Origin of the sequence: Glaciimonas sp. Gout2 (assembly GCF_035018905.1) — a bacterium.
Lineage (GTDB): Bacteria > Pseudomonadota > Gammaproteobacteria > Burkholderiales > Burkholderiaceae_D > Glaciimonas.
The window spans coordinates 117182-141495 of the sequence record NZ_JASJXA010000009.1 but is presented as its reverse complement, the minus strand read 5'-3'; the positions used below and the strand labels follow the sequence as shown (position 1 = coordinate 141495).

Sequence of the window (24314 nt, the reverse complement as noted above, 5' to 3'; positions counted from 1 at the left end):
TTGCCTGCTGTCGCAGGGCACTTTGGCAACCTTATTTCGAACCTTATTTGCAAACTTATTTGCAAACTTATGCAGCGCGTTCATTACGGCGACGGTATGCATCGAATACTACCGCAGCAACAATCACAACTCCGGTAATAATGCGTTTCATCGGCTCGCTCACGCCAACTTGCGCCAATCCGGCTTCCAGCACAGAAATAATCAGCACGCCGATAAACGTACTTACTACCGAACCACGACCGCCCATCAAACTGGTACCGCCAATCACGACCGCTGCAATCACCTGCAATTCCAACCCAACGCCGCCATTAGGATCGGCCGCTTCCAGTCGGGAAACCTGAAACAGCGCGCCCACACCCGCCAGCAAACCCATCAACGCAAAGACCATGATCTTGCTTGGTCGTGGATTGATACCGGCTAGTCGCATCGCTTCTTCGTTAGTACCGATGCCGATCCAGTGTCGCCCGACCACCGTTTTAGTGAGCACTAACTGACCAGCGATAACGATCAGCAGCGCGGCCAAAAATGCGGGTGATAAACCGAATGCAATCGGTGAACTGATCGAATCGACGGCGCTGCCAATGTACACAGTGCGCGAATTGGTGACCTGATACGCCATTCCGCGAGCGATTTCTAAAACACCTAACGACACAATAAAAGAAGGTATCCGCCAACCGACCGAGATTGAACCGGTTACCGCACCGCATAAAGTGGCAGCCAAAACGCCCAATACACAGGCCGGAAACAAGCTCCATCCCCATTGCACCATTGCTGTCGATAGCACCGAAGCGGCGAGCGCCAATACCGATCCAACTGACAAATCGATACCGCCAATAATCAGGACAAAGGTCATGCCGACCGCCATCACTACCAACGTCGGGATGTCGTTGGACAGCGTTTTGAAGGTTTCCATCGTGAGGAAGTTCTCACTCAAAACAGAAAATAGTGCGCACATTGCCAGCAACGCGCCAATTAGCCCAACATAATTCAACATGCCAGACATGGCGGTTTTTAGAGAAGTTTTTGTCATCTTCGGCACTTAAAAAGGTTCAAAAAAAGCGTATCACTATTTGCAAGGAGAATCGCCTAACCTAGGCGGCATGCGCAGCATCGTTAGCTACAGTCGCTGCCCCGCCATCCTTCGCTTTGGCGTAGCCGCTGAAAGCGGCCTGCAAAATCGTATCCTGACTCCATGCGCCGCGGTTAAACGTTTCCACCATGCGTCCGGCACTCATCACAGCGATGCGGTCACTGATCAACATCAATTCACGCAAATCACTCGACACGATAATCAGTCCTTTTCCCTGCTTCGCCAGCTCGGTAAGCAACTGATAAATCTCAAACTTGGCACCAATATCGATTCCACGTGTCGGTTCGTCAAATAACATGATGGGGCAATCCCGATATAGCCAGCGAGCAATCACCACTTTCTGCTGATTGCCACCGGATAGTTCGCCGACCGCTTGCGCGCCGCTACGACAGCGGACCTTGAGACGTCCGATATAGTCATCGGCCACAGCCATTTCGGTATCGCTATTGATCCATCCGGCGTTGCTGACACTGCCTAATTTAGCGAGCGTGGTATTGGCCGCAATCGATTGAGACAGCAATAGGCCTTGCCCTTTGCGATCTTCTGTAATCATTGCAAGGCCAGCGGCAATCGCCATTTGTGGAGAATGTATTTTTGTTGCGGCCGTATTTTGGCCGAAGAGCACTTCACCCTGATCGGCGCGATCCGCACCAAAAATCAATCGCAGCAATTCTGTGCGTCCCGACCCAATCAAACCAGCGATACCAAGAATTTCACCAGCGCGCAGATCAAACGAAGTCGGATGAACCACGCCGCCGCGCCCCAGATCACGTACGCGCAACAACGGTGCACCAAACGTGCGTGTACCATGCTCGCGCTCGGCATCGATGGACCGTCCGACCATCAGTTTCACCAGATCGTCGGCGGTGTAACCTTGAATATCCGCATCACACACCAGTTCGCCGTCGCGCAGCACCGCAATCCGGTCAGCCACCCGCTTGAGTTCCTCCAGACGATGCGAGATATAGACAATCGCCACGCCTTCCGCTTTGAGTCTGGCAATTTGCAGAAATAGTAATTCGACCTCACGATCGGTCAGCATGGCGGTCGGCTCGTCCAGCACCAGCAAACGACACTCGTCAATCAGATTGCGTGCAATTTCAACCATTTGCTGATGACCAACGCCCAGATCGCCAACGTGTGTCCACGGATCAATATCGGCCAGACCTACCGCCGCCATTTGTGTACGCGCCATGGCTTCCAGTCGCGGTCTGTCGATCCAGCCAAAGCGACTCGGCAACTTCTCTAAATAAAGATTTTCTGCGATGCTCAGCGTGGGAATCAAGTTTAATTCCTGCAACACCATCCGAATGCCGAGCTTCTCCGCGGCCTGACGTGAAGTCGGCTGATACGGCTGACCATCTAGTAACATATTGCCTTGCGTAGCAGAGATCAGGCCGCATACTATTTTTGATAATGTACTTTTTCCAGCGCCATTTTCGCCCGTCAGTGCCACAATCTGACCAGCGCTAATCTCCATTGAAACGCCGCCAAGTACCGGCTCTACGTAACTCTTGCCGATGTTGCTTAACGATAGCAATGGAATAGCAATCGCAGCATTGCTGTTACCAACTTGCGACTTATTTTTACGCGATAAAACGTGAGATGTATCGGACATACGGCCTCCACCAGACGTGGCGTGGGTTGCAAAAACAGGCAACATTGCGATGTGGGACGGTATAAAAAAGTACACAAAAGCGGATAGGCGATCGCACAAGATTGCCTATCCGCTATGCACTATTTATATGTACTGAGCAATGCCCCAAAATAGATAAATGATCACACTTGTGATCATCCACCTTTGGACTTTATTTAGTATCTTTGGTCACTAGTTGCACCTTGGTTTCAACTACGCCAGAAAGCCCGGATTGTGTCTTCTTGGCGGCAAGCGCCTTCAACACAGTATCAATACCGAACACTGCCTGTTGCGAACCAAACTGATCAACTGTGGCCAACACGCGACCATCTTTTAACATCGGCTTGATAGCATTGATATTGTCATAGCCGACGACCAACACTTTGCCAGTTTTGCCAGCTGCACGAACCGCAGCGACTGCGCCTAATGCCATATTGTCGTTACCAGCTAACAGCGCCTTAATATCTGGATGGGCATTCAGCATCGCGGCGGCTACTTTGTTGCCGGGATCAAGCTCCCATTGACCAGACTGAACGCTGACCACATTCGCGCCAACCGCCTTCATCGCATCCTGAAAACCTGCGGTGCGTTGTTGCGCATTGTAGGTGGACGAGACACCTTCTATGATGCCAACCTTGTCGCCGCTTTTAATTTGTTTGCCGAGATAATCACCGACCAATTTAGCGCCCATGCGATTGTCAGGACCAACGAACGGTACAACAATGCCTTTTTCTTTCAACGCGCCATCATCCAGTTTGTTGTCAATATTCACCACGATAATCCCAGCGTCGATGGCTTTCTTAATCACTGGAACCAACGCCTTCGAATCGGCGGGCGCGATCACCATGCCGTTGACCTTGGCGATAATCATCTGCTCGACGATCTTGATCTGGTTGGAAGTGTCTGTTTCGTCCTTGATGCCGTTGACGATCAAATCATATTTTGAAGCGTTAGCTTTTTGATTATCTTTAGCACCTGTTTCCATATTCAAAAAGAACTCATTGGCGAGCGACTTCATCACCAACGCGACTTTTGGTTTGGTCTGCGCCATCGCGGGCAGACTAATGGCAGGTAAAGCGCAGACTAGAATAGTTGCCGCAATCAATTTCAAACGCGTGCGAGCGGACGTGTGGAAGGGTCTGAATTTCATTAAAAGTCTCCTGTTATCTTTATCATTATCTTTTTTGAATCGCCTGTAGCGCATCGCGAGATGCTTGGCTAATCAGCTGTAATCACGCGCGCAAACGTTTGCGCGTCTTAATAATAGCATCAGATTGAAAAGGTGCAAGGAACATTATTAAATACAGGAAAGACTGCGAAAGACCGATCTATCGCGATTTTCGATCATGGATTAAGCCGATTTGTACAGTTAGCCCATACTGATCTCTAGACCTGCACGTTGCAACAACAACCGGTTCCGGTCCGACAAATGGGTCACCCGCAATTGTTTGCCAGCCTTTTGATAACGCTCGAACAATGCCTCCACAGCAGCGATAGCGGAATGATCGGCCAGATGAAGTTGCCGGCAATCAACTATAACGTGGACCGGATCGTTTTGTAGATCGAACAGGCCCTGAAAATGCGTGGTTGAGGCAAAGAATAATGTACCGTGGGGTGTGTACGTTTTTTCACCCGATTGATTTTCAACGATATCAGCACGCATCTCGCTAGCATGCTGCCAGGCAAAATTCAGTGCGGCGATAACGATGCCGCACAGCACGGCGGTCGCAAGGTCAGTGAACACGGTAATCACGGTGACTGCGATGATCACCAAGGCGTCGTGGCGCGGCACTTTGCCCAATACTCTTAACGATCCCCACGCGAAGGTTTGCTGGGCCACGACGAACATGACCCCGACCAATGCGGCCAGCGGAATGCGTTCGATCAAAGGCGACAAGAACAAAATGAACATCAACATCATGATGCCGCTGGTCAAGCCGGAAAGCCGCGAGCGACCGCCAGAACTTAGGTTGATCATGGTCTGACCAATCATGGCGCAACCGCCCATACCGCCCAACAAACCTGATACGACATTCGCCGCACCCAATGCCAGACATTCGCGATTTGGCTGGCCCTGCGTCTCAGTGATGTCGTCAGTGAGGTTGAAAGTGAGCAGGGTCTCCAGCAGCCCAACAATCGCCATCAGTACCGCATAGGGCAATATGATCCGCAGTGTCTCCATGCTAAAAGGCACGCTGGGGAAGTGCAGACTGGGCAAGCCGCCCGCGATATGAGCCATGTCCCCCAAAGTACGCGTCGGCAAATGCAGCAGTTGGCTCAATAATCCAATGCCCACAATTGCCACCAGCGCCGGTGGTACGGCCTTGGTCAGGCGCGGCAATAGATAGACGATTAACATGGTCAAGCCGACCAGAACGACCATCACCAAAAGAGGTGTGCCCTGCAACCATTGCGGACCTTGAGCCGTGGCCTGCTTAAAGTGTTCGAGTTGCGCCATGGCGATGATGATCGCCAAGCCATTGACGAAACCAAGCATCACCGGATGCGGGACCATGCGGATCAATTTACCAAGACGCAATGCGCCAAATAACACCATCAACAAACCGCTGAGAACCACGGTCGCCAACAAATACTCGACGCCGTGTTGCACCACCAACGCGACGATGACAACGGCCATAGACCCGGCAGCGCCGGAGATCATACCCGGACGACCACCAAATATAGCGGTCAATGTACAGATGATCACGGCACCGTAAAGCCCCATCAGCGGGTTGACTTGCGCTACAAGCGCAAAGGCGATGCATTCAGGGACTAAGGCGAAGGAGGATGTGAGGCCAGCTAACATATTTTTTTGCATCGCCGAGAACCACTCTTCTCGCAAGGTAATAATTTTCATTTATCGCAATCTGTGCACTAGTGACGCGAAACATCGGCATGTCTCATCCTGGCTTATTTGTATTGGCCAATTCATGTTTGCCGATGCGCGTTTGTTATATTGACCGGAAACCGTGGGCTACGTTTTTGTGCCATCGCAACTTCCACACGCTGAGTCCGATTGACACAAAAACGGTTTGATCGCAACGCGCTGCCATGCCGCCATCAGACACGCGCACGTGGTCTTAAACCTCCACACTGGAAGCCGCTTTAAAACCGTTTTGAGATTCTCTGAAAGCTACATGGGTGCGATGGACGAACCAAGAGGGTGGCTACAAAATGTATGCTTTTGCCGACAAAGGTTGATATTTTACAACATTCAGAGAGAGTTGATTGAATCTGGACCTAGCCGCCCATCCACAATCGCATCTGGCAACACCATGGGTGTTTTATTAATCGCGAATTCAAGGTTCATGGGTGCAGTGGGATGGTACGTGCGCAATTCAGATTGGAACAGAAAGGGTAAAAATCGATCTTTGAATATCAATATATTACGTATGGCCAGAACGCTTAGCGCATGAAAATTTGCCCGTGTACGGCATTTTTTGCAGACCTTTATACGCGGTAGAAAAAACCGTTTGAGAAACGAAAAAAATGGTCCCCAGCATTTTGCCGGGAACCATTTTTGTTGCCTACTGGCTAGGTCCTAACTTGGTACGCGTTACGTACAAATTAGAAATAAATAAAATGTATTTTATTTATTTCGAAGGACCACCCTCAATGTTTTTCACACGTTTTTCGAGAGCAATAAGGCTATCTTCGATGATTTTAAATTTAGCTTGCGACGCATCTAACTTAGCTGCAGATTCTGCTAACTTCGCTTCCGAGGCAACAACCTTGACTTCTGAAGCAGCGACCTTCGCTTCTGCGGCAACTAATTGCGCTGCTGCGGCATCCAGTTTAACCGCTGCTTCGTCGAACTTAGCTGCCGAAGCATCTAGTTTTTCTTCCATGGAAGCCATGCTATTGTCAAACGGCGTGATAACTTCGATCAATTGACGTACGGTAATCGCATCGCTCATTTCCGAACCATCTGCAACACGTTTGATTTGACGGTGACCGCCAAGCCCTTCGGAACGGCCGTAGTAATACGAACCAATCGATACCGGACCTTGACGACTATCTTCTACTGCGAAAGTAAGCTTTGTTTTCTTACCAACAAAAACATCTTTGTCCTCTCGCGGTGTCAAGTCGCGTGACGCATCCAGTTCAGAACCGGAACCGAGTGCTACGCCGCCACTTTGTCTTACACTGGTGTTAGAACCGATTGCAGTGGTTGACGAGGCTGAGGCTTGACTGCCATAACCAACTGCTGTCGTATTTTCCAGGACATTACCGGAACTACCATTGATATCACCAGCAACGGCTTTAACACCGATAGCTGTACTACGATATCCCCATGCACGGGCATCAGCACCCACTGCGGTTGCCCATGTATTCTCTTTGTACCAAGTGGCGCCCGGCTTTACTGCTGTGGCGTCAATAGTTGCGTAGGTATTTACACCAATTGCAACACCACGTTGTGAAGTTGATACGCGCATTCCCTCACTGTTCCAATTGCCAGAAATAGTACCACCTGCGACCAAAACAGATTCCGATCGATTACCGCCCAAGTCGCTTGCGGGCACACTGAACGCACTACCAGAAACCGTCAAAGCAATAGCAGCCAGGATCAGTGAAGAAGAAGTTTTCAGTTTTAACATAGTCATATTTATTTTCCAAAAATTAGCAAAAGATTCTTACCCGTTTTCGACATCTCACAATCGGCAGATATCTGATACGCTCAAGTGATAAGTTCAAAGAACGCACCATTTTTTTCTCTGCTATTTTTTGCCTGCTAATTAGCAACATCACTAACGGCCCATAACAACTTATGGAAATCAATCAACTAAGATTGCATGATGCCCAATGATGATGCGTTAATACAAATAGCAAATAGCATCTGTAACCAGAAAAGGCGCCGTGAGAGTGGTCAGCATGCCGGATGTAAAATCACGTTAAGTTCAGGAATAAACACCCAGAATGTTGTGTGTTTATCCTTAAGGGTGTTGCAATCACCCATGCACAAATTATCTGGTAAGTAGTTTTTATTTAATATCAGCAGACTCTTTTTTTTAGCGAGATAAATCTCTATTTGACCAAGATAAGTGAGTCTATGCAGTGAATTTTCCATCAGATATTTCTCGATTCTTCACAGATTTTGAAATAAACAGATTTAAAAATAACACCAACATTGGCCGAGATATAGGAAGAAATGCGATGTGAATGTTGACTACTACATTGTAGATTGTGCGCAGATGGGCAAACTTTTTCGCGCGTGATTTACATCACCTGATAGAAATTAATTGTGTTGATCCAAAACTGCGGATAGTGCGCCACAGTGCGACTGTTTTATCGACCAAAAACACCTTGCGGTGACGCAGGAAATAAAGCGATATCGCTCCGAAAATGCGCTTTACACAGACAACATAAAATAAAAAATAACGTGAAGACTTTTAACTGCCATGTAGGGGGAGAGGGGCACGAAGTACGCTCTAAAATCAATCCTCTGATTTGATAAAATGGCGTCAATCGATTCTCCTTATGATCCGCTAACAGCCGTTACGCTATTTTATGACAGCCGATTTAATCAAAATAAAAATCGTTAATTTTGATAGAAGCGCAATGCCTATTACCATTATTTTTATAAGAATAATGGCAAGGACAGCCATGAAAGGTAAAGCGCCCTCAACCACAATCAATACGCATCAAGTCTATTTATAGCTCAACGTAAAAGTGACTGCACCGTTTGCCACACCAACTGTTGGCTTATTAGAGATTTGGAAATAGGCTGCTTGCAATCTGACTCTCTGCTGACCAGCTTCGCCTGTATGCGCTCCCATTTTTTGCGGCGTGGCAAATGCAATCGGTGCGCCCGCGTTGTCCAATAACTGAATGCCAATTCCTTGCGCCACACCCGGCTCAATCGTTAATCCAGCCACACCCACGAGGCCATTAACAGCATTGGGGGTGTCAAATTGCATATAAGTGTCTTGATTTTCGTTTCCTATATCCGAACAATTTAGAACGATATCAAAGGACTTCGATGGACCGGCTGTGCCAGCACCTTTAAAATCAGTGAGTGCGGTTTTCGGCATATCCACTTGAATCGTTTTAGATCCCGGATCGAGCGTGCAACTGGCCGGAATAATAGTAATCCCCCTACCACTCAACGTCGTTGTAATCATGGGCTTTCCTGGGCCCTCACCACCGGTATAGTAATTCGTAAAGCGCCCCATTTTCAGCTCGCCCCCGTACGGTATCGGCCCCGTTTTGATGACCTCAATTTTGAATTGTGATCCAATATATAAACGTCGCAAACCTTCTTCCATGAGCGTATGAGGATACAGATGCTCTTTCGATTCAGCCCCCTCCCCCATAGCCATTACCCGCGTCATCCGAAGGCCAATACCGTCAATATCCGTATCAAATACATTCGGGTAAGTCGAGTTGGGACGAAAGTGGGGTTCAACTTCACCAATTAGTAAGGCCTTTCCTTCGCCTGTCGGACAATAAGCCATAATTTCGCTTTTTCCTATGACGGGAATATTGACCGACTTTTCTGCCAGCACGCTACCTATCGGCTGGTCTCGAATAATAATATTGCCAACATCGATTTGGACTTGCTTCGCCACGTATCCCGACACCACATGACAAACAGCCCAACTACCACTTGCCGCGCACATCAAAACACCTGCACAGATCATCTTTTCAATCTGCGCCCGTAATCGCCCAGGGGGAGCCGCTTCACCGGTCTTGGCGAACAACTTTGTTTGCTTGATCATCTTAAATTTCTTCCGTAATGTTGCACTTCGCGGTTATTTCTTTGAAGGCGCTGCTTTCCGTCACATTGCCGTCGATGGCATAAGGAACCTGACATTGCTGGTTGGGCTTTTTGCCCCATTTAACGGTCAGGCTGCCTTCGTTTTCCAGGCCGGTGACATACGCTTGCCCGTCAGGCCCGACAATGCCCAGTTCGCGTCCGTCATCGTCTTCAACGCGTGCGCCAAGCGGCAAGGATCTGCCGTTTGCGTCTGTTAATTCGAACAGCACGCGATGACCGACTCGCGCCTCAAATCTGGCTAGTACCACCGCGCCGCGCCGGGGAATAACATCTTGCACGGCGTTGGCAATTTCAATATCGTTACCTAACTCCTCGGTCCGCAATGCGATTCGATTTTTGTTGTAGGGACTGATATAGGGAATCACTGCGTTTCCGGCAGCATCGGTTTCGATACCGGCGTAGCCTTCAATCGGGATCCCTTTTCCACCCGGCACGTTGACCACGGCAACGGTCTCGCCCAACGACTGCGATAACGTCACGCCATCAGCGTGTGCCACAACACCACCTGTGACCGACATGCTGGTCTGGCCGTAGCCGCGACCCTGGCTGCGGCTGGCGTCGAAACGCGCAACTGGCGACAAGTACGTCATGGTTCCACTACCCGACATCCCACCGTCGGTACTCTTGTCGGCGTAGACACCATAAGTCAGGCGACTATCATCGAACGCCGACCCCGTGTAACTTGCATTCTGGACCAGATTGCCTTGATCATTGCGTGATGCGCCGTAACCAACGTAACCATCTTTTCCACCTAGTGGCATGGACAGGCTGACGCTAATCTGTTTGTTGGAACGACCGCCGTCGTAGGTGTTGTAATCGAGGTAAACGCCATAATTAATTTGTCTGAAACGACTGTTATAACTAAGGCGAACAGTGTTGTCTTTTGCCCGTCGTCCCCAGTAACTTTGCTGACCAGCGGTAAAGTACATTGCGCTATCGGTGCCGATACGTTGTGATACGGTACCTTCCATGCGGCTGCGCTGGTTATACAAAGCGTATCCGGGTGCCATGTCCTGCAATTGTGCCGCCTCGGCAAAAGTACGATAGCCGCGCGTTGAGTAGCGATAACCGAGTACGGAGAAATTGGTCCCGGATGACGCGAAGGATTTAGCATAGCGAAACCGAATCGAGCTACCCCGATATTCTGATCCGCCATTCGCTTGTGTGCGGGCGTGCGCCACATCAATCGAATACGCCCCAAAGCTATGTAAATTGATACCCGTACCAACCAACACAGAACCGTAAATAGTCGAGATATTTGCGCCGCCATACACGGTGACACCTGCCGGCAAACCACGTGTCACTGTGGCCTGCACAAAGACTGGCGTGCTGCCGGAATAGCCGCTGCGATATTTACCAGCAGTCGCGCTATAACGCCATGCACCATCTCGCATCATGACCGGCAAGGCTGCAAATGGCTGGATGAATTTGGTCTCGCGGCCATCGGCTTCGGTGATGGTCACTTCCAGATCGCCGCTGCCCGAAGTGGAGTACAAATCGTCGATGACGAATGGTCCCGGCGCAACGTAGGTCGTGTATATGATGTAGCCATTTTGTCGCACTGCTACTTTGGCAGCAGTTTGTGCTACGCCACGAATAGTGGGTGCGTAACCGCGCTGGCTGTTTGGCAACATCGCCTCGTCTGTTTGCATCTGCACGCCACGGAACTGTACGCCATCAAAAATATCGCCGGGCGAACTGCCATCGCCCACCACCAGTTGACTCTTGAGCGAAGTGATATCCCGTTGTCCGTAAGCGTTGACCGTTTGCCAGCCGCCACGGCCATTGCGGTTGGGGCTAAAAGTAGAAAAAGTACGCGCGCGCCAGTCGCCAACATTGACGCCGCTGCGCAGCCCTGCGAAGACAGTATTGCGCGAGTCGCCATCGGAGTGGCCCATATTAATCTGGTAATCCAGCAAACCCGCGGTGATGCCCGTATTCCACAATTTTAGATTCACCGTGCCACGCGCCACCCGTCGCATTGCTGCTTGCGGAACGCTGACATCAAGTCGAAATTGCCCTGCATCATAGGTCACATTCGCGGCGGGAATAAGGGTTGAAATATCAATACATTGTTCATCGGGAATATTAGTTGCGTTGTCCGCAGACGCTGTGCCGTTAGCCCCCATTGTATTGGCGGCATCGGTCTTAACTTTGGCGGGTATTGCGGGAAATGCGGCAAGGTTCACACCCCAACGACTCAACATTTTACGCGTGATGCAGGCTGTTACTTCCTTGCCGTTATCGTCTTTTGAAAAGCGAATATCGCGTCTTTCTTTAAAATTTTCATTGATATAAATATCGACAGAATAGATACCGGGCAACACCACATTGCGCTTGGAAAATACTGAAAGATCGGCTGTCGGCTGATTGCCGCTAATACTTAAAAAGGACGCATTAAACTCCAAATCGGTATCCGCCGCGCATGCCCATTGCGGCACCATCACCAGTGCAATAGCCGCCAAAGCACTCTGAATTTTGTTCAGTCGCCATTTTGGATGTCGCGTTGTATGTGGCAAGAAGATGGCTTCGGCAGATTGCCTGACCGCTATCGTCGCTATGGATTCCAATTTTCGGCTTAAATTCAGACGCGTCTGCTTCTTTGAAACTAGAGTGTTGGCTGAAGATTGTCCTGCACTCTGATCCAGAACGGAATCCAAAACAGGTTCCATCGTTTCAACCAAAATGTGGTCAAGATGTGCTGCCATCAACACGCCGGCTTTATTTTTTGACCCACTCATTTCGGCTCCTCTACTCTGCCAGTCTTTTGCATTACTCCGCCCTGTCCTGCGTATTGGCGAGACTTACCATGATGTCTTTTGAATCAGAGTGCGCACCATAATCGTTGATGGTAGAAAAGGTGATTTGCAATGGTCCGGTCGCATCGGCGTGCACGTCGCCTTGCGCAACTGTCAACGGAAAAATACGTTCACCGGATGGCGGAACCATATCGAGATCAATCTCCTGTTTGGTCGCGCCGTGTACTGTCAGCGACGCAAAAGTGACGTGATAGGGTGTCGGGTTGTTGACTTTTAATGCCTTGCCGACGCCGTTGGTGGCCGGCACCAAAGCCCACTGAAGCGCAGCCGGAGCCGCTAGCGAGCCACCTTCGAAGCTTGGCATGGCGGCCGGCCTGTAGAATATTTTGATGCGCGTACGCAACGCAATTTGCAGCACATTCTTTTCTTCTATTTTGGTCGGAATTTCTTTTACATTTAGCCAGAGTACCGATTCACGATCCTCGGGCAATGCTCCGCCACCGCGCACAATGCGGAGAATATTTTCCTTACCGGCATCCAGACGGGATAGCGGCGGCGTAACGACCAGCGGCGTTTTATCACCGGCAACGCGTTCCTTGCCAGCATCGACCCAGGTCTGCACGACATACGGAGAAGTGCCTAAATTACGAATAGAAACAGACGCTTCACGTTTTGTCGCATCATAGATTACGCGAGTTCCGCCTACGCTGACCCCGGCTGCGGCCTGCAACGCAAATCCAAGGGACAACAACGCGCCCACGCAGGTGTGCGCAAAATGTTTTTGAAACATGAGTATCCTTAGTATGCATACCCCTCAAACGGCGACCAGCGCTGTAGCTGGCTTTCGGACGTATTTGCGTCGGAGGTATGGCAAAGAAATGAATCAGGAAGCGAACCGAGAAATGCGTTGATTGGATTGCGCTAAACTGCTTCTTGATGCGCGGCCTTTGGCATAAACTACCAACGACCGCCCTGGCATAATTACCTGCCAATTTGCAGCAATTTTCCATCTATCTTTCAGCTATTTTGAAGCTGAATTTAAGCTGGATTTATGCTGAACCAATGCTGTTTTACTGATAGCCTGTTGATTACTTGTAAGTAATGTTGAATTGCGCAACAGCAGTAACATCACCAGCAATCATTTGTGATGCTTCAGCCATGGTACGAACAAAACGTGCATCGAATGGCAGCTTGTTAACACCGTCGAGCAATGGATACGCACGCGAGTCAGCACCCAGAATTGATGCGCCATCTACGTCCATAATTTGAACACCAACGCCTTGACCTTTACCGTTACCGACATCGACTGCCAGCAATGCAGCATCAATCGAATCGGTAGTGCCAGAAAATTGCACGGTTGCATTTTTCATTGCAGTCGTGTCGCAGTTTTCCAGATCGATATAAAAGCGATTGTTGATACCTTTATCGCCTGGTTTTTTCATCGAAGCATCGCTTAGTGCTAGCGTACCCAGATTCACATAGTTCATACCTTTGTTGGTACAAGTAGTCGCTTCAATTTTTCCAGAAAAAGCAACTTGACCATCAGGAATACCCGCAGCCATGGCTGATTGTGATGCGATACCTGCGAAAGTCAAAGTGACGATAGTTGCGGCTAATTTCAGTTTCATGTAAATCCCTTAAGTGATGTAAGCTTCCAGTAAAATGCGTCTGGCGAGAAAAATTCGCCGGGAAGAAAGCCGCTCTATAGTAAAGATTTGAAATGATAAAAAACATCAGAGAATTCTAATAAGAGATAAGACTTTGCTGAAAATGCATACAGAAATATCAGTCTATGTAGATACTTTTTTGGCGACAACTAACAAAAAAACGAAGATTAAAAAATCGTTGCAGATCAAAATGAGGCTTTCGCCTCCTATGAGGCGTTGCACATTTAACACCGCTTGGGATGTCATAAAAAGAGAGAGCAATGCGGCGAGAATTACCTTAGCAATCGAAGGGCTCTTGACCGTTGACTATTTGAAATGGCTGGATGTGGTTGTTTCAAACCGGCTGAGCGCCGATTGGAGGTAAAAATTGGTGGGCGAATCGTTGGATGAATCAGGAGATGAATTAGCGGGGGAATTGGTGGACGGAATTGCCAAACAAATTTGCACGCAAATTGGAAAATCGATACACCAGCGAATGGCACGATACGTCACCAGTTACACAAAAAAATTGGTCTTGCGATTGCCAAGACCAATGATGCGTGACCTTTTGTTATCGGGCAGAAGGATTAAAAGCGTAAAGATAACGCCTTCATCGTGCTAATAAAAACTTCTCTAACCGCTGCACGCCAGATGCGAGACGTTCTACCGAACTGGCAAAACACCAACGAATATAGCCCTCACCTTCAGGACCAAATGCACTTCCCGGAGCCAATCCCAAGCCAGCATCACGCACCAGTTGTTTGCACAATGCCAAACTGTCAGTAACGCCATCCAAGCGGAAAAATAAATACATCGCCCCTTTGGGCAACGGCGCGGTAATACCCGGCAACGCATTGAGGCGCTGATATAAAAAGTCGCGCGCGGTTTGATAGCGGTCAATAGTAGTGGCGATAATATCGTCCCCGCGTTCAACGGCGGCAATACCCGCACGTTGCACAAATCCGGGCGCACACGAGGTATTGAATTCGATCAATTTACCCAGATCAGTCATCAAGGTCGGCGGGGCGACCAACCAACCCAGACGCCATCCTGTCATCAACCACGCTTTTGAAAAACTATTGGATGAAATAAGTCGATCATTGGGTTCCGCAATATCCAGAAACGAAGGCGCGCAGAGCTTATCGTCATGGGCTTGCGTATCGTTGGACCGTCCGCTTATGGATGGGCGATACACGACCCGCTCATACACATCATCCGCGACGATCCAAATGCCGTGCTGACGGCAATGGTCCAAAACGATTTTCTGTTGCGCACGCGACATCACCCAACCGGTCGGATTGTTGGGGGAATTAATCATCACCGCCCTTGTGCCTGGCGTCAGTGCATCAATTAATTGCTGGATATCGAGATCCCATACCTCGCCAAATTGTAGTGGCACACGCACGACTTCAGCACCTAAAATCTTAGGGATTTCGACGACATTGGGCCACAACGGTGTGACCGCCACAACCCGATCACCCGGACTCAAAATCAGTTGAGACAGTAACATCAGCGCCGATACGCCAGAGGAAGTGACGGCAACGCGGCTAGCGTCCAGTGGTTGATGTAATGCGGATAAATAGCCAGCAAGCGCTTCACGTAACGGCGGTATGCCATAGTTGCTGGTATAGAACGTATCGCCGTCATCAAGCGCTGCTTTCGCGGCATCGCGAATGAAGGCTGGCGTTACCTGATCCGGTTCCCCGAACCAGAAAGGCAATACATCACTGCGTCCAATGCCAACATTTGCCACTTCACGGATACGTGAGGCTTCAAGACTTTGAACGACTAAACGGGCGCTAGGAGAAGGTGACAATACCATAGACTTCTGACTCCAGAAATGACAAATGAAGCGAAACGAATCCCGATCATTCTGCGCTATGAAGAGGAAGCGCTGACGACGTGAACCTAAATGAACCTAAATGAGCCTACGCGACACTGCACTAATTTGAACAAAACCAAGTGTAACGCATCCTGCAACGCTGTTTTCCGAACATCTTTGATTTTTTATCCTGTGGGCCACTCTGTGCGTTTTTTTACTATTTTGGCCGATTTCAGTTATTGTTCATCTCCTCAGGGCTATTGATGATGGAGTGGATATGAACAAGTTAAGTACAAATAATCTACGAGGGTTTTATCCGCCGATTGCTCCGTTCCGACAAGGCATGCTCGAAGTTGGAGACGGTCATCAGGTGTATTGGGAAGAATGTGGCAATCCTGCCGGTAAGCCGGTCTTGTTTTTGCATGGCGGCCCGGGTGCTGGTTGCAATGACAATCACCGACGACTGTTCGATCCGGCACGGTACAGGATCGTACTATTCGATCAACGCGGTTGCGGCCGCAGCAAACCCCACGCGCATCTTGAGGCGAATACAACCTGGCATCTGGTCGACGACATTGAACGGTTGCGCATCATGCTAAAAATTGAGCGCTGGCAAGTCTTTGGCGGCTCATGGGGAAGCACGCTGGCGCTAGCTTATGCACAATCGCATCCGCCGCGCGTTACCGAATTGATCGTGCGGGGAATTTTTACATCACGACAGCAAGAACTTGACTGGTTCTATCAATGTGGCGCATCGATGATTTTTCCGGAAGCCTGGCAAGAATTTATCGCCCCTGTGCCAGTGGCTGAGCAAGGCGATTTGATGGCGGCGTATCATCGGCTATTGAATGACGGCGATGAGCAAACCCAACTCGCTGCGGCACAAGCGTGGAGTACGTGGGAAGGACATGCGATTAGCTTGCTACCGAACCCGCAATTTGTGGAAGAATTTGCTGAAGCGCATCATGCATTGGCGGTAGCGCGGATCGAAAATCATTACTTCGTCAACGCGGGATTCTTTACGCCCGATCAGTTGATTATGAATGCCGGAGAACTGCGGGATATTCCCGGCATTATTGTGCAGGGCCGATACGACATCATTTGTCCACCACAAACGGCTTGGGAGTTGCATAACGCTTGGCCAAACAGCGAATTGATAATGATTGCTGATGCTGGTCATGCTGTCACGGAACCGGGCATTTTGGATCAATTAATCAGGGCCACCGATCGGTTCGCGAATCATTAAATAATAAAGCCATCGATAGTCGTTACGCGACTATTCGACTATTCGATTACCATCGTTCATCGCAAGTATTTTCCATCAAGCCATTGCGAGCAAGCAGGATTAATTGCTCGCAATGATTTAATGTAGCGCAAAACGTCAGATAGGTTATTCCAGGCGTCTATTTACGCGTCCGAAAACGGCTAGACGCCAACTTCCCTACGGCGTATAAATAGAGCATGAAAACTCTACTTTCACATCGACTTAGTACGTCATTATTGCCGCCACCAATCATCGACACCAAAATTGAATCAAGCACCAAACCGCTCAATGATGAGAGTTGCTATCGCGCATTGGCTGCCAAAGATAGTCGCTTTGACGGCGTCTTTTTTGTCGGTGTCAGCACTACCGGAATCTACTGTCGCCCAATCTGCACTGCCAAAACACCGCGCCCTTCGTCCTGCACATTTTATACAGGCGCAGCAGCGGCAGAAGCCGCAGGTTTTCGCCCATGTCTTCGTTGTCGTCCAGAATTAGCGCCCTACGCATTGCAACAAAATCTGGCCTATGCAGTGTGGCAACGCATTACTGCGGGTGCGCTGAACCGCAACAGCGACAATCGTAGCATCACCAATAGCACAGAAGATAAAAATACCGAGGGCGGCCGACTTGAGCAATTGGCAGCAGAAGTCGGGCTTTCTTCCCGCCAGTTAAGGCGGGTTTTGCTGCAACACTTCGGCGTTTCACCAGTTGAGCTGGCGCAAACCCAGCGTCTTTTATTTGCAAAAAAACTATTGCAGGAAACCCACTTATCCATGACCGAGCTGGCCGACGCCGCCGGATTTGGCAGTATCCGGCGCTTTAACGCCCTCTTTAACGCACGTTACGGCATGGCACCGACCGCATTGCGTCGACAGCATAAACCTGGTACCGCACACTCAAATCCGATGGAAGATGTGGTGACTGTGCGGTTGGCGTATCGCCCGCCGCTGGAATGGATTTCTATCTTGCAGTATTTGCAGCCACGCCTGATTGCAGGCGTCGAAGCAGTGCAACTGGCACACGCCAGTCCGGCCTACATTCGTAGTATCCGACTCGACAACGTCAGCGGCTGGCTGCGCGTGACGCACCTCGCCAGACAGCAACAATTGGAAGTACAGATTTCGCCGACACTGACCCCGATGCTAATGCCGATTCTGGCGCGGCTGCGCAATCTGTTTGATCTGGATGCCAACCCCGCGGTAATCACTGCGCATTTACGCTTAGACCCAGCGCTGGCAAACCGCATTGATGGGCAATCCGTTCAACATCGCCAACCGTGGATTCGAGTTCCGGGCACGTTTGCGCCTTTTGAGCTTGCGGTGCGGGCAATACTAGGGCAACAAGTCAGTGTAGCTGGCGCGAGCACATTGACGGCACGATTGGTGAGTCGATTCGGGTCATTATGCGAGACGCCCTTTCCTACAATCACACATCATTTTCCGGACGCAGAAACGCTGACGAATTTACCTGCGTCTACACTGGCAAGCATTGGTATTCCGACCTCGCGTGCTGAGACTATCCGGAATATGGCGCGCTATGCAACTGCGCATGCAGCCGATGGAAATCTACCCACCAGACCCGGTGCAACGCTCGCCGAAACAATCGCACAATTAACCGCGATACCGGGAATCGGCAACTGGACCGCCCACTATATTGCTCTGCGCGCTTTACGCTTTCCGGATGCATTTCCCGCTGGCGATCTGGGACTACAAAAAGCGATGGCCGAAGCTGGCGGTCGCCTGACTGAAAAACAACTCGCCGCGATAGCTACCGCATGGTCACCATGGCGCGGTTACGCGGCATTACTTTTATGGCAAACACTATGAATACCGTATCGATAAACACACTCAAAACCGTCGATGTCACTTATTACGTCGCCCATAACAGTCCGGTTGGCACGCTATTGATCGCAGCGACCGACGCCGGTATCAGCGGCATGTATTTTGAGGTGCACCGTCATTTCAAGGGAAAAGATGGATGGATACTGGCGCCCGACCATCCGCACCTCAAAGAAGCTGCACAGCAGTTAGATGAATACTTCGCAGGCGTTCGTCAGCAATTTGATCTGCCGCTGGCGTTGCATGGAACGGCGTTTCAACGCGCCGTATGGGACGCCTTAATCGCCATTCCTTTCGGCCAGTCGACCACCTACGGTCAGCATGCCGTGCAGATCGGGCGGGCCAATGCGGTGCGAGCGGTCGGCACGGCAATCGGGCGCAACCCGGTCTCCATTATCGTGCCCTGCCATCGGGTTTTAGGAGCCTCTGGGGCGCTAACCGGCTATGCGGGTGGCTTGGAGCGGAAAGGCTTCTTGTTGCGGCTGGAAGGCGCTACCGATCACAAAGCGCATGATGATCTGTTCTGAGCCAAGGAACAGGAGGCATTAGATGATTCACGTCCGATTAGCTGCCACTAACGCCTAGCGAAGTAGAGGATCATTTTTTCTAAGTGTCGGGCTGCGAGTGTTTCAAAAAGCGACAACCGGCAAACCCTGACTTAAAAATTGATCAAAAATGTGGGGCAATTTATGTTGAAATGCCGATCGCTTAAGGAAGTGTCATTGTTTGCACTTCTTTTTGGCAACATTCCGCAACCCCCTAAAGCGGCGCAGAGACTCAAATATTCTGCGATTGACTGCCCTGTTAGCGACGCTTACATCGTTTGCAATATTAAAGAATTTCGGGGCGGAATCCGCTGGGAGTAAGAATCCGTGTTCGACCAAAGCTCCCTCTCTGTAATAGACCCGCCCGCCGCTCTCAAGTCACCAGATAGTCAGCATCGCCTGCGAGCGCCATAGCGAGCAAAAACGCATCATTCGGGTCATCAGCCTCAACGTCTGATGTGAGTCGATCTAAAACAATTGCCCGTTGAAAATTGTTGACCATCGTGCCCACCTGATGGGGTTGCAATACTGCTTTGAATTTGGGGTATCGACTGGCGCGGCGCAATTCATCAAGTTGCACCAATGAATTGACAACTTCAAATTTCGCTGCGCGCCAAGCCCGATAATCGCGTCTGGTGCGCCATGAGGGGAAATAAGTGCGGACAATAAGACCTTCGTATCAAGTACCACCCGCATCAGTGGTTCCGGGCCCATTGCACGGCTTCATCAACCATGGCTGTCAGATCGACCTCGCTCACGCCCGTATTGGCCATTTTTGTCTGCTCGGCCGTTAGCTCGAGAATATGAGCGCGAACGGCCTCCTCAATAAACCGGGAAAGATCACCTTTTCGACCACCCCGACTAGCGAGGAACATACGAAGCGATTAATCTGTGTCCGGCGAAACCGCAATATTCCAGCGTATTTGGCGCATAATTATTTCCTTCTTAGGCGTATAACTGCTTATGTGTTTATGTGTTTATGTGTTTATGCACCAAGCTGAGACTCCGCTCAAGTTTATGTGGAATACGAGAATTTACTACCCTTTCCACAACCTGCAAATCTTGACTGAAAAACAGGCTAAATGCGGTTCAGCGTGATCACCGCCGATTTGTCTTTTTTATAATGCGTAAATTACGGTCACAAAATTGACTTTCAGGCCGTGCCTCTGAAAATCCGGCCCACTCCAAAACACTTCGTCCAAAATGCGCTAGTACTCAATCTATTTTTATAGATAAGTCTCCCCCCATTTTCAGATTTTTCTTAAATCTTTACACAGCACTTTCCTGCAGAATGAGCATTCTATCTTCTTAAAAAGACATGCCTTTCTGCGCCGGATCGTGGGTGATCTTTATCGCTTTGCAGTTTCTCCGCAAATAACATCGCCCTGTTTTTCCTCCCTCTTACTTGCTTGTTGCACCTACGAAGGTAGCCATTATGCTTAGTCCGAACAAAGGTTTTACGCTGGTCGAACTAATTATTACGATTGCGGTGGTCGCAATTCTGGTAGCGGTAGCGTTGCCATCCATGCGTGATTTTGTGACTGATATCCGCGTCGCCAGTAACGTCAAGTTGTTCTTGGCCGCGAATCGGTTCGCCCGATCAGAGGCGATTATGCGGGGTCGAATGGTAAGAGTGTGCGCGGCTTACGACATTGTCATGCCTGACAGACCTAACATAATTGTGTGTCGCGGCGGTGGCGCTAGCTACAACAGCCGATCACGGGGACACGATTATGATCCGGACGGCGATTATGAGCTCATTGAGCGCGATTGGTCTCAAGGATGGATTGTAGACGTTTCTATTGGCCGTTTTGATACCGAGCCAGTAATAAGGCTTTTCCACAGCCTCACATCCAATAGCATGACCACAATTACCGGCTCACACTCATATGTGGTATACAGCGCGACAGGCGCCCTTTCGGCCTCATACCGCTATACATTGTTTAATGTTCTATTCAGCCCCGGCACCAAATTTGCGCGACGCGTATGTATTTCGGTTACTGGGCTCGCACGAGTCGTCCGCAAAACAGGCGCTGCCGATCCTGTTTGCTAATAGCTAAACGCAGCAGCGCCAGAAGAAAACGCCTTAACAAAAAGCCGCCAGCGTTGCCACTGACGGCTTTTTGTAATGCTATCGCATCGATAATCGCGACCTAACTACATGTTAGTGCAATTATGCCGCTTTGGCTTTTGCGATCACGCGCTTCACCACTGCTTTTTTAACTGCTGGTTTCTTGGCGACGGCCTTCTTCACGGCAGCCGCTTTCACCACAGTTTTCTTTACGACGACTTTTTTGGCCGCGGTTTTGACCACTGCGACGTCTGCTGTATCAGCATCTGCGTCACCATCAACGACTGCCGCTTTGGCCTTCCCTTTAGCCGGTGCTTTTGGCTTCCGTTCTTCAAACTCAAAACTGACCTTGCCGTCCTTGCCTTTGACCAGAAATGCCTTGAATGGCCTACGTGTGCGTTGGGAAACAAAGCCCGGCAACAAATCGGTCTTTCCTTCATTGAGCAACTTCGCCATTTGCTCGGGCAAGATTTCTTGCTGCAAGATGATGCGGCCGCTGCGGAAATCACATTCTTTCGGCTTGGCGACGCTCTTCTCGCAAACGTACGCAAGACCCAGTTCAAATACGCCGTTGCCACATTTTGGGCATGGTCCTACGGGCGTTTGACCGGTGAAATCAACGCCTTCACCGTTTTCGCCTGCCTCGTCGTTTTGACCGAAATCAAACTCAAGTTTTGAGTTCTTGATCTCTTCATCGCGACTGATTTTGAGGATGGCCGCAAACGGACGTCCCATCTTGGAGCGGAAACCTTGTAACGGGCCGATAGTCCGATTGATCAGCAACTCTTCGACTTCTGCAATTTCAAATTGGCGGCTTCCCGGCGTTTTGCTCATTGAGAATTCGCATTTTGTACAAGCAAACCGACGATAATTTTCTTTGACTACAGCGCCACAATTTGGACACGGCGCAACCAATGTTGCGTAGTCGCCAGGGATCGTGTCGTTGTCGTATTCTTTGGCGCGCTTGACGATGGTTTGGGTCATCTGGGCAATTTCACGCATGAACTCTTCGCGCGTGATTTTGCCTTTTTCCATCTGCGATAGCTTATGCTCCCATTCGCCGGTCAACTCAGGCTCGGTTAATTCGTCAACACCCAGGCCATGCAAGAGCGTCATTAACTGGAACGCTTTGGCGGTCGGAATTAACTCACGGCCTTCACGCAGCATGTAGCGTTCAAAGATCAAACCCTCGATAGTGGCCGCGCGCGTGGCTGGCGTGCCCAGACCTTTACCGGCCATGGCTTCGCGCAGTTCACCATCATCAACCAGCTTGCCAGCACCTTCCATCGCGGACAGCAGCGTGGCTTCCGTATAGCGCGCTGGCGGTTTGGTGACTAATCCGTTGGCTGTGACTTTGTCGGTCTTGACCTTCTCGCCGCTGGCCACGGCAACTAATGTGCCGCTGTTTTCTGCATCTTTTTCGTCCGCGACTTCCTTGCCATAAATCGCCAGCCATCCCGGATTGATCATGACCTTGCCTTCAGTCTTGAACTGATGACCGGAAACTTCCGTAAAGCGTGTAGTCACCTGAAATTCAGCGGCAGGGAAAAACACCGCCATGAAGCGCCGGGTGACCAGATCGTACAATTTTTGCTCAGGCTCGGACAGATTCTTCGGTGCCTGCGTAGTCGGAATGATCGCAAAGTGATCACTGATCTTGCTATTGTCGAAAATACGCTTGTTCGGCTTGACCCAACCTTTGTTGAGAATCTGCGCGGCGAACTGTTGATAGTTGTTGTTCTCCGACACGGTTTCCAGCGTTTCTTTGACCGTGCTCAGATAATCTTCCGGCAAATGGCGCGAATCGGTACGCGGATACGTCAGGACTTTGTGGCGCTCATATAAAGACTGAGCAAGACCGAGCGTATTTTTTGCGGAGAATCCAAAGCGCGAGTTAGCCTCACGCTGCAAACTGGTCAGGTCGAATAATCCCGGCGCCATTTGCGTGGTTGGCTTGGATTCTTCGGTGACGTTGCCCATCTTGTTGCGGCAAGCCGCAACAATCGATTCTGCGGCAGCCAGACTCCACAAACGCTCGGCGCGTTTTTCGGGATCATTCTCGGTTTTTTTGTGTTGCGTATCGAGCCAGCGACCTTCATAAATACCGGCGGCGCAGATAAACTCTGCCCGCACTTCCCAGAAGTCACGCGGAACGAATTTTTTAATCTTCTCTTCGCGCTCGACCACGATCGAGAGTGTCGGCGTTTGTACGCGACCAACGGTGGTCAGATAAAAACCACCCTCTTTCGAGTTAAACGCGGTCATTGCGCGGGTACCGTTGATACCGATCAGCCAGTCAGCTTCACTGCGGCAACGGGCGGCGTCGGCCAATGGCAACATATCTTCATCGGCACGCAAATTGGCGAAACCATCGCGGATAGCGCCCGGCGTCATTGACTGCAACCAAAGGCGTTTGACCGGCTGTTTGGCTTTGGCGTGTTGCGCAATCAGGCGGAAAATCAGTTCGCCTTCACGTCCGGCATCGCAGGCATTGATCAGTGCGGTGACGTCTTTACGCTTGATCAGCTTGTTGAGTACTTTTAATCTGGCTTCGGTCTTGGCGATCGGATTCAACGCGAAATACGGCGGAATCATCGGTAAATGGGTAAAGGTCCACTTTCCGCGTTTGACATCGAACTCTTCAGGTACGGCGATTTCCAGCAGGTGACCGACAGCTGATGACAGCACGTATTCGTCGGACTCAAAGTACTCATCGTGCTTGGTAAAGCCGCCAAGCGTCTTCGCGATATCGTTCGCGACAGAAGGTTTCTCGGCGATGATGAGGGTCTTGCTCATAAATATGGTCTCGAAAGTGGCGCGCTTTCCCATCAAATGAGTTGGCGCATGTTACAGCTAAATACTCGT

The 24314-nt window shown here is 50.1% G+C and carries 16 protein-coding genes and 1 pseudogene; 4 read left to right on the top strand and 13 right to left on the bottom strand.

Annotated features, from left to right (window positions below; genetic code table 11):
• Window positions 1-67 precede the first annotated feature (67 nt).
• The 10 genes from QN379_RS09030 to QN379_RS08985 all read right to left on the bottom strand — a co-directional run bounded on the left by QN379_RS09030 (window position 68) and on the right by QN379_RS08985 (window position 15731).
• Window positions 68-1030 (bottom strand): ABC transporter permease, encoded by a 963-nt coding sequence (locus tag QN379_RS09030; protein WP_323506506.1) that lies wholly within the window; start codon window positions 1028-1030, stop codon window positions 68-70.
• 61 nt (window positions 1031-1091) lie between these two features.
• Window positions 1092-2708, bottom strand: coding sequence for a sugar ABC transporter ATP-binding protein (locus tag QN379_RS09025; protein WP_323506505.1), 1617 nt, complete (start codon window positions 2706-2708; stop codon window positions 1092-1094).
• 190 nt (window positions 2709-2898) lie between these two features.
• Window positions 2899-3876: a sugar ABC transporter substrate-binding protein gene (locus QN379_RS09020; RefSeq protein WP_322235028.1), complete on the bottom strand. Its 978-nt coding sequence runs from the start codon at window positions 3874-3876 to the stop codon at window positions 2899-2901.
• Between the two features lie 219 nt (window positions 3877-4095).
• Entirely contained in the window at window positions 4096-5583 is a 1488-nt protein-coding gene (locus tag QN379_RS09015; RefSeq protein WP_323506504.1) for a SulP family inorganic anion transporter, read from the bottom strand.
• A gap of 736 nt (window positions 5584-6319) precedes the next feature.
• On the bottom strand, window positions 6320-7330 hold the full coding sequence (locus tag QN379_RS09010; protein WP_323506503.1) for a hypothetical protein: 1011 nt from the start codon (window positions 7328-7330) through the stop codon (window positions 6320-6322).
• A gap of 1044 nt (window positions 7331-8374) precedes the next feature.
• Window positions 8375-9445 (bottom strand): fimbrial protein, encoded by a 1071-nt coding sequence (locus QN379_RS09005; protein WP_323506502.1) that lies wholly within the window; start codon window positions 9443-9445, stop codon window positions 8375-8377.
• A gap of 1 nt (window position 9446) precedes the next feature.
• Entirely contained in the window at window positions 9447-12245 is a 2799-nt protein-coding gene (locus QN379_RS09000; protein ID WP_323506501.1) for a fimbria/pilus outer membrane usher protein, read from the bottom strand.
• Window positions 12246-12276: 31 nt separating this feature from the next.
• Entirely contained in the window at window positions 12277-13053 is a 777-nt protein-coding gene (locus QN379_RS08995; protein WP_322235019.1) for a molecular chaperone, read from the bottom strand.
• A 298-nt stretch (window positions 13054-13351) separates the two neighbouring features.
• The gene (locus QN379_RS08990; RefSeq protein ID WP_322235017.1) at window positions 13352-13891 is read right to left on the bottom strand and encodes a fimbrial protein; all 540 of its coding nucleotides are present in this window, start codon (window positions 13889-13891) and stop codon (window positions 13352-13354) included.
• Window positions 13892-14519: 628 nt separating this feature from the next.
• Window positions 14520-15731 (bottom strand): pyridoxal phosphate-dependent aminotransferase, encoded by a 1212-nt coding sequence (locus QN379_RS08985; RefSeq protein ID WP_323506500.1) that lies wholly within the window; start codon window positions 15729-15731, stop codon window positions 14520-14522.
• Between the two features lie 277 nt (window positions 15732-16008).
• Between QN379_RS08985 and pip the strand changes: the two genes are divergently transcribed.
• From pip to QN379_RS08970, 3 genes are all read left to right on the top strand, one after another.
• Complete coding sequence (pip, locus tag QN379_RS08980; RefSeq protein WP_322235013.1) at window positions 16009-16977, top strand: prolyl aminopeptidase; 969 nt, start codon at window positions 16009-16011, stop codon at window positions 16975-16977.
• A gap of 215 nt (window positions 16978-17192) precedes the next feature.
• On the top strand, window positions 17193-18821 hold the full coding sequence (locus QN379_RS08975) for a DNA-3-methyladenine glycosylase 2 family protein (RefSeq protein WP_323506499.1): 1629 nt from the start codon (window positions 17193-17195) through the stop codon (window positions 18819-18821).
• Complete coding sequence (locus tag QN379_RS08970) at window positions 18818-19360, top strand: methylated-DNA--[protein]-cysteine S-methyltransferase (RefSeq protein WP_322235010.1); 543 nt, start codon at window positions 18818-18820, stop codon at window positions 19358-19360. Before QN379_RS08975 ends, QN379_RS08970 begins: the two co-directional genes overlap by 4 nt.
• A gap of 304 nt (window positions 19361-19664) precedes the next feature.
• Here QN379_RS08970 and QN379_RS08965 read toward each other — a convergent pair.
• Window positions 19665-20074: pseudogene (locus QN379_RS08965) on the bottom strand (putative toxin-antitoxin system toxin component, PIN family).
• Entirely contained in the window at window positions 20074-20253 is a 180-nt protein-coding gene (locus QN379_RS08960; protein WP_322235008.1) for a ribbon-helix-helix domain-containing protein, read from the bottom strand. The pseudogene QN379_RS08965 and the gene QN379_RS08960 overlap by 1 nt, the downstream one beginning before the upstream one ends.
• 560 nt (window positions 20254-20813) lie before the next feature.
• Here QN379_RS08960 and QN379_RS08955 point away from each other — a divergent pair.
• A complete protein-coding gene (locus tag QN379_RS08955) occupies window positions 20814-21431 on the top strand; it encodes a GspH/FimT family pseudopilin (RefSeq protein ID WP_323506498.1) in 618 nt (205 codons plus the stop codon).
• A 120-nt stretch (window positions 21432-21551) separates the two neighbouring features.
• Here the strand turns inward: QN379_RS08955 and QN379_RS08950 are convergent, their stop codons facing one another.
• Window positions 21552-24245 (bottom strand): DNA topoisomerase III, encoded by a 2694-nt coding sequence (locus tag QN379_RS08950; RefSeq protein WP_323506497.1) that lies wholly within the window; start codon window positions 24243-24245, stop codon window positions 21552-21554.
• Window positions 24246-24314 lie beyond the last annotated feature (69 nt).

Excerpts from the sequence above, each read along its gene's own strand:
- QN379_RS09030 (WP_323506506.1), bottom strand. The coding sequence starts at position 1,030 with ATGACAAAAACTTCTCTAAAAACCGCCATGTCTGGCATGTTGAATTAT.
- QN379_RS09025 (WP_323506505.1), bottom strand. The coding sequence starts at position 2,708 with ATGTCCGATACATCTCACGTTTTATCGCGTAAAAATAAGTCGCAAGTT.
- QN379_RS09020 (WP_322235028.1), bottom strand. The coding sequence starts at position 3,876 with ATGAAATTCAGACCCTTCCACACGTCCGCTCGCACGCGTTTGAAATTG.
- QN379_RS09015 (WP_323506504.1), bottom strand. The coding sequence starts at position 5,583 with ATGAAAATTATTACCTTGCGAGAAGAGTGGTTCTCGGCGATGCAAAAA.
- QN379_RS09010 (WP_323506503.1), bottom strand. The coding sequence starts at position 7,330 with ATGACTATGTTAAAACTGAAAACTTCTTCTTCACTGATCCTGGCTGCT.
- QN379_RS09005 (WP_323506502.1), bottom strand. The coding sequence starts at position 9,445 with ATGATCAAGCAAACAAAGTTGTTCGCCAAGACCGGTGAAGCGGCTCCC.
- QN379_RS09000 (WP_323506501.1), bottom strand. The coding sequence starts at position 12,245 with ATGAGTGGGTCAAAAAATAAAGCCGGCGTGTTGATGGCAGCACATCTT.
- QN379_RS08995 (WP_322235019.1), bottom strand. The coding sequence starts at position 13,053 with ATGTTTCAAAAACATTTTGCGCACACCTGCGTGGGCGCGTTGTTGTCC.
- QN379_RS08990 (WP_322235017.1), bottom strand. The coding sequence starts at position 13,891 with ATGAAACTGAAATTAGCCGCAACTATCGTCACTTTGACTTTCGCAGGT.
- QN379_RS08985 (WP_323506500.1), bottom strand. The coding sequence starts at position 15,731 with ATGGTATTGTCACCTTCTCCTAGCGCCCGTTTAGTCGTTCAAAGTCTT.
- pip (WP_322235013.1), top strand. The coding sequence starts at position 16,009 with ATGAACAAGTTAAGTACAAATAATCTACGAGGGTTTTATCCGCCGATT.
- QN379_RS08975 (WP_323506499.1), top strand. The coding sequence starts at position 17,193 with ATGAAAACTCTACTTTCACATCGACTTAGTACGTCATTATTGCCGCCA.
- QN379_RS08970 (WP_322235010.1), top strand. The coding sequence starts at position 18,818 with ATGAATACCGTATCGATAAACACACTCAAAACCGTCGATGTCACTTAT.
- QN379_RS08960 (WP_322235008.1), bottom strand. The coding sequence starts at position 20,253 with ATGTTCCTCGCTAGTCGGGGTGGTCGAAAAGGTGATCTTTCCCGGTTT.
- QN379_RS08955 (WP_323506498.1), top strand. The coding sequence starts at position 20,814 with ATGCTTAGTCCGAACAAAGGTTTTACGCTGGTCGAACTAATTATTACG.
- QN379_RS08950 (WP_323506497.1), bottom strand. The coding sequence starts at position 24,245 with ATGAGCAAGACCCTCATCATCGCCGAGAAACCTTCTGTCGCGAACGAT.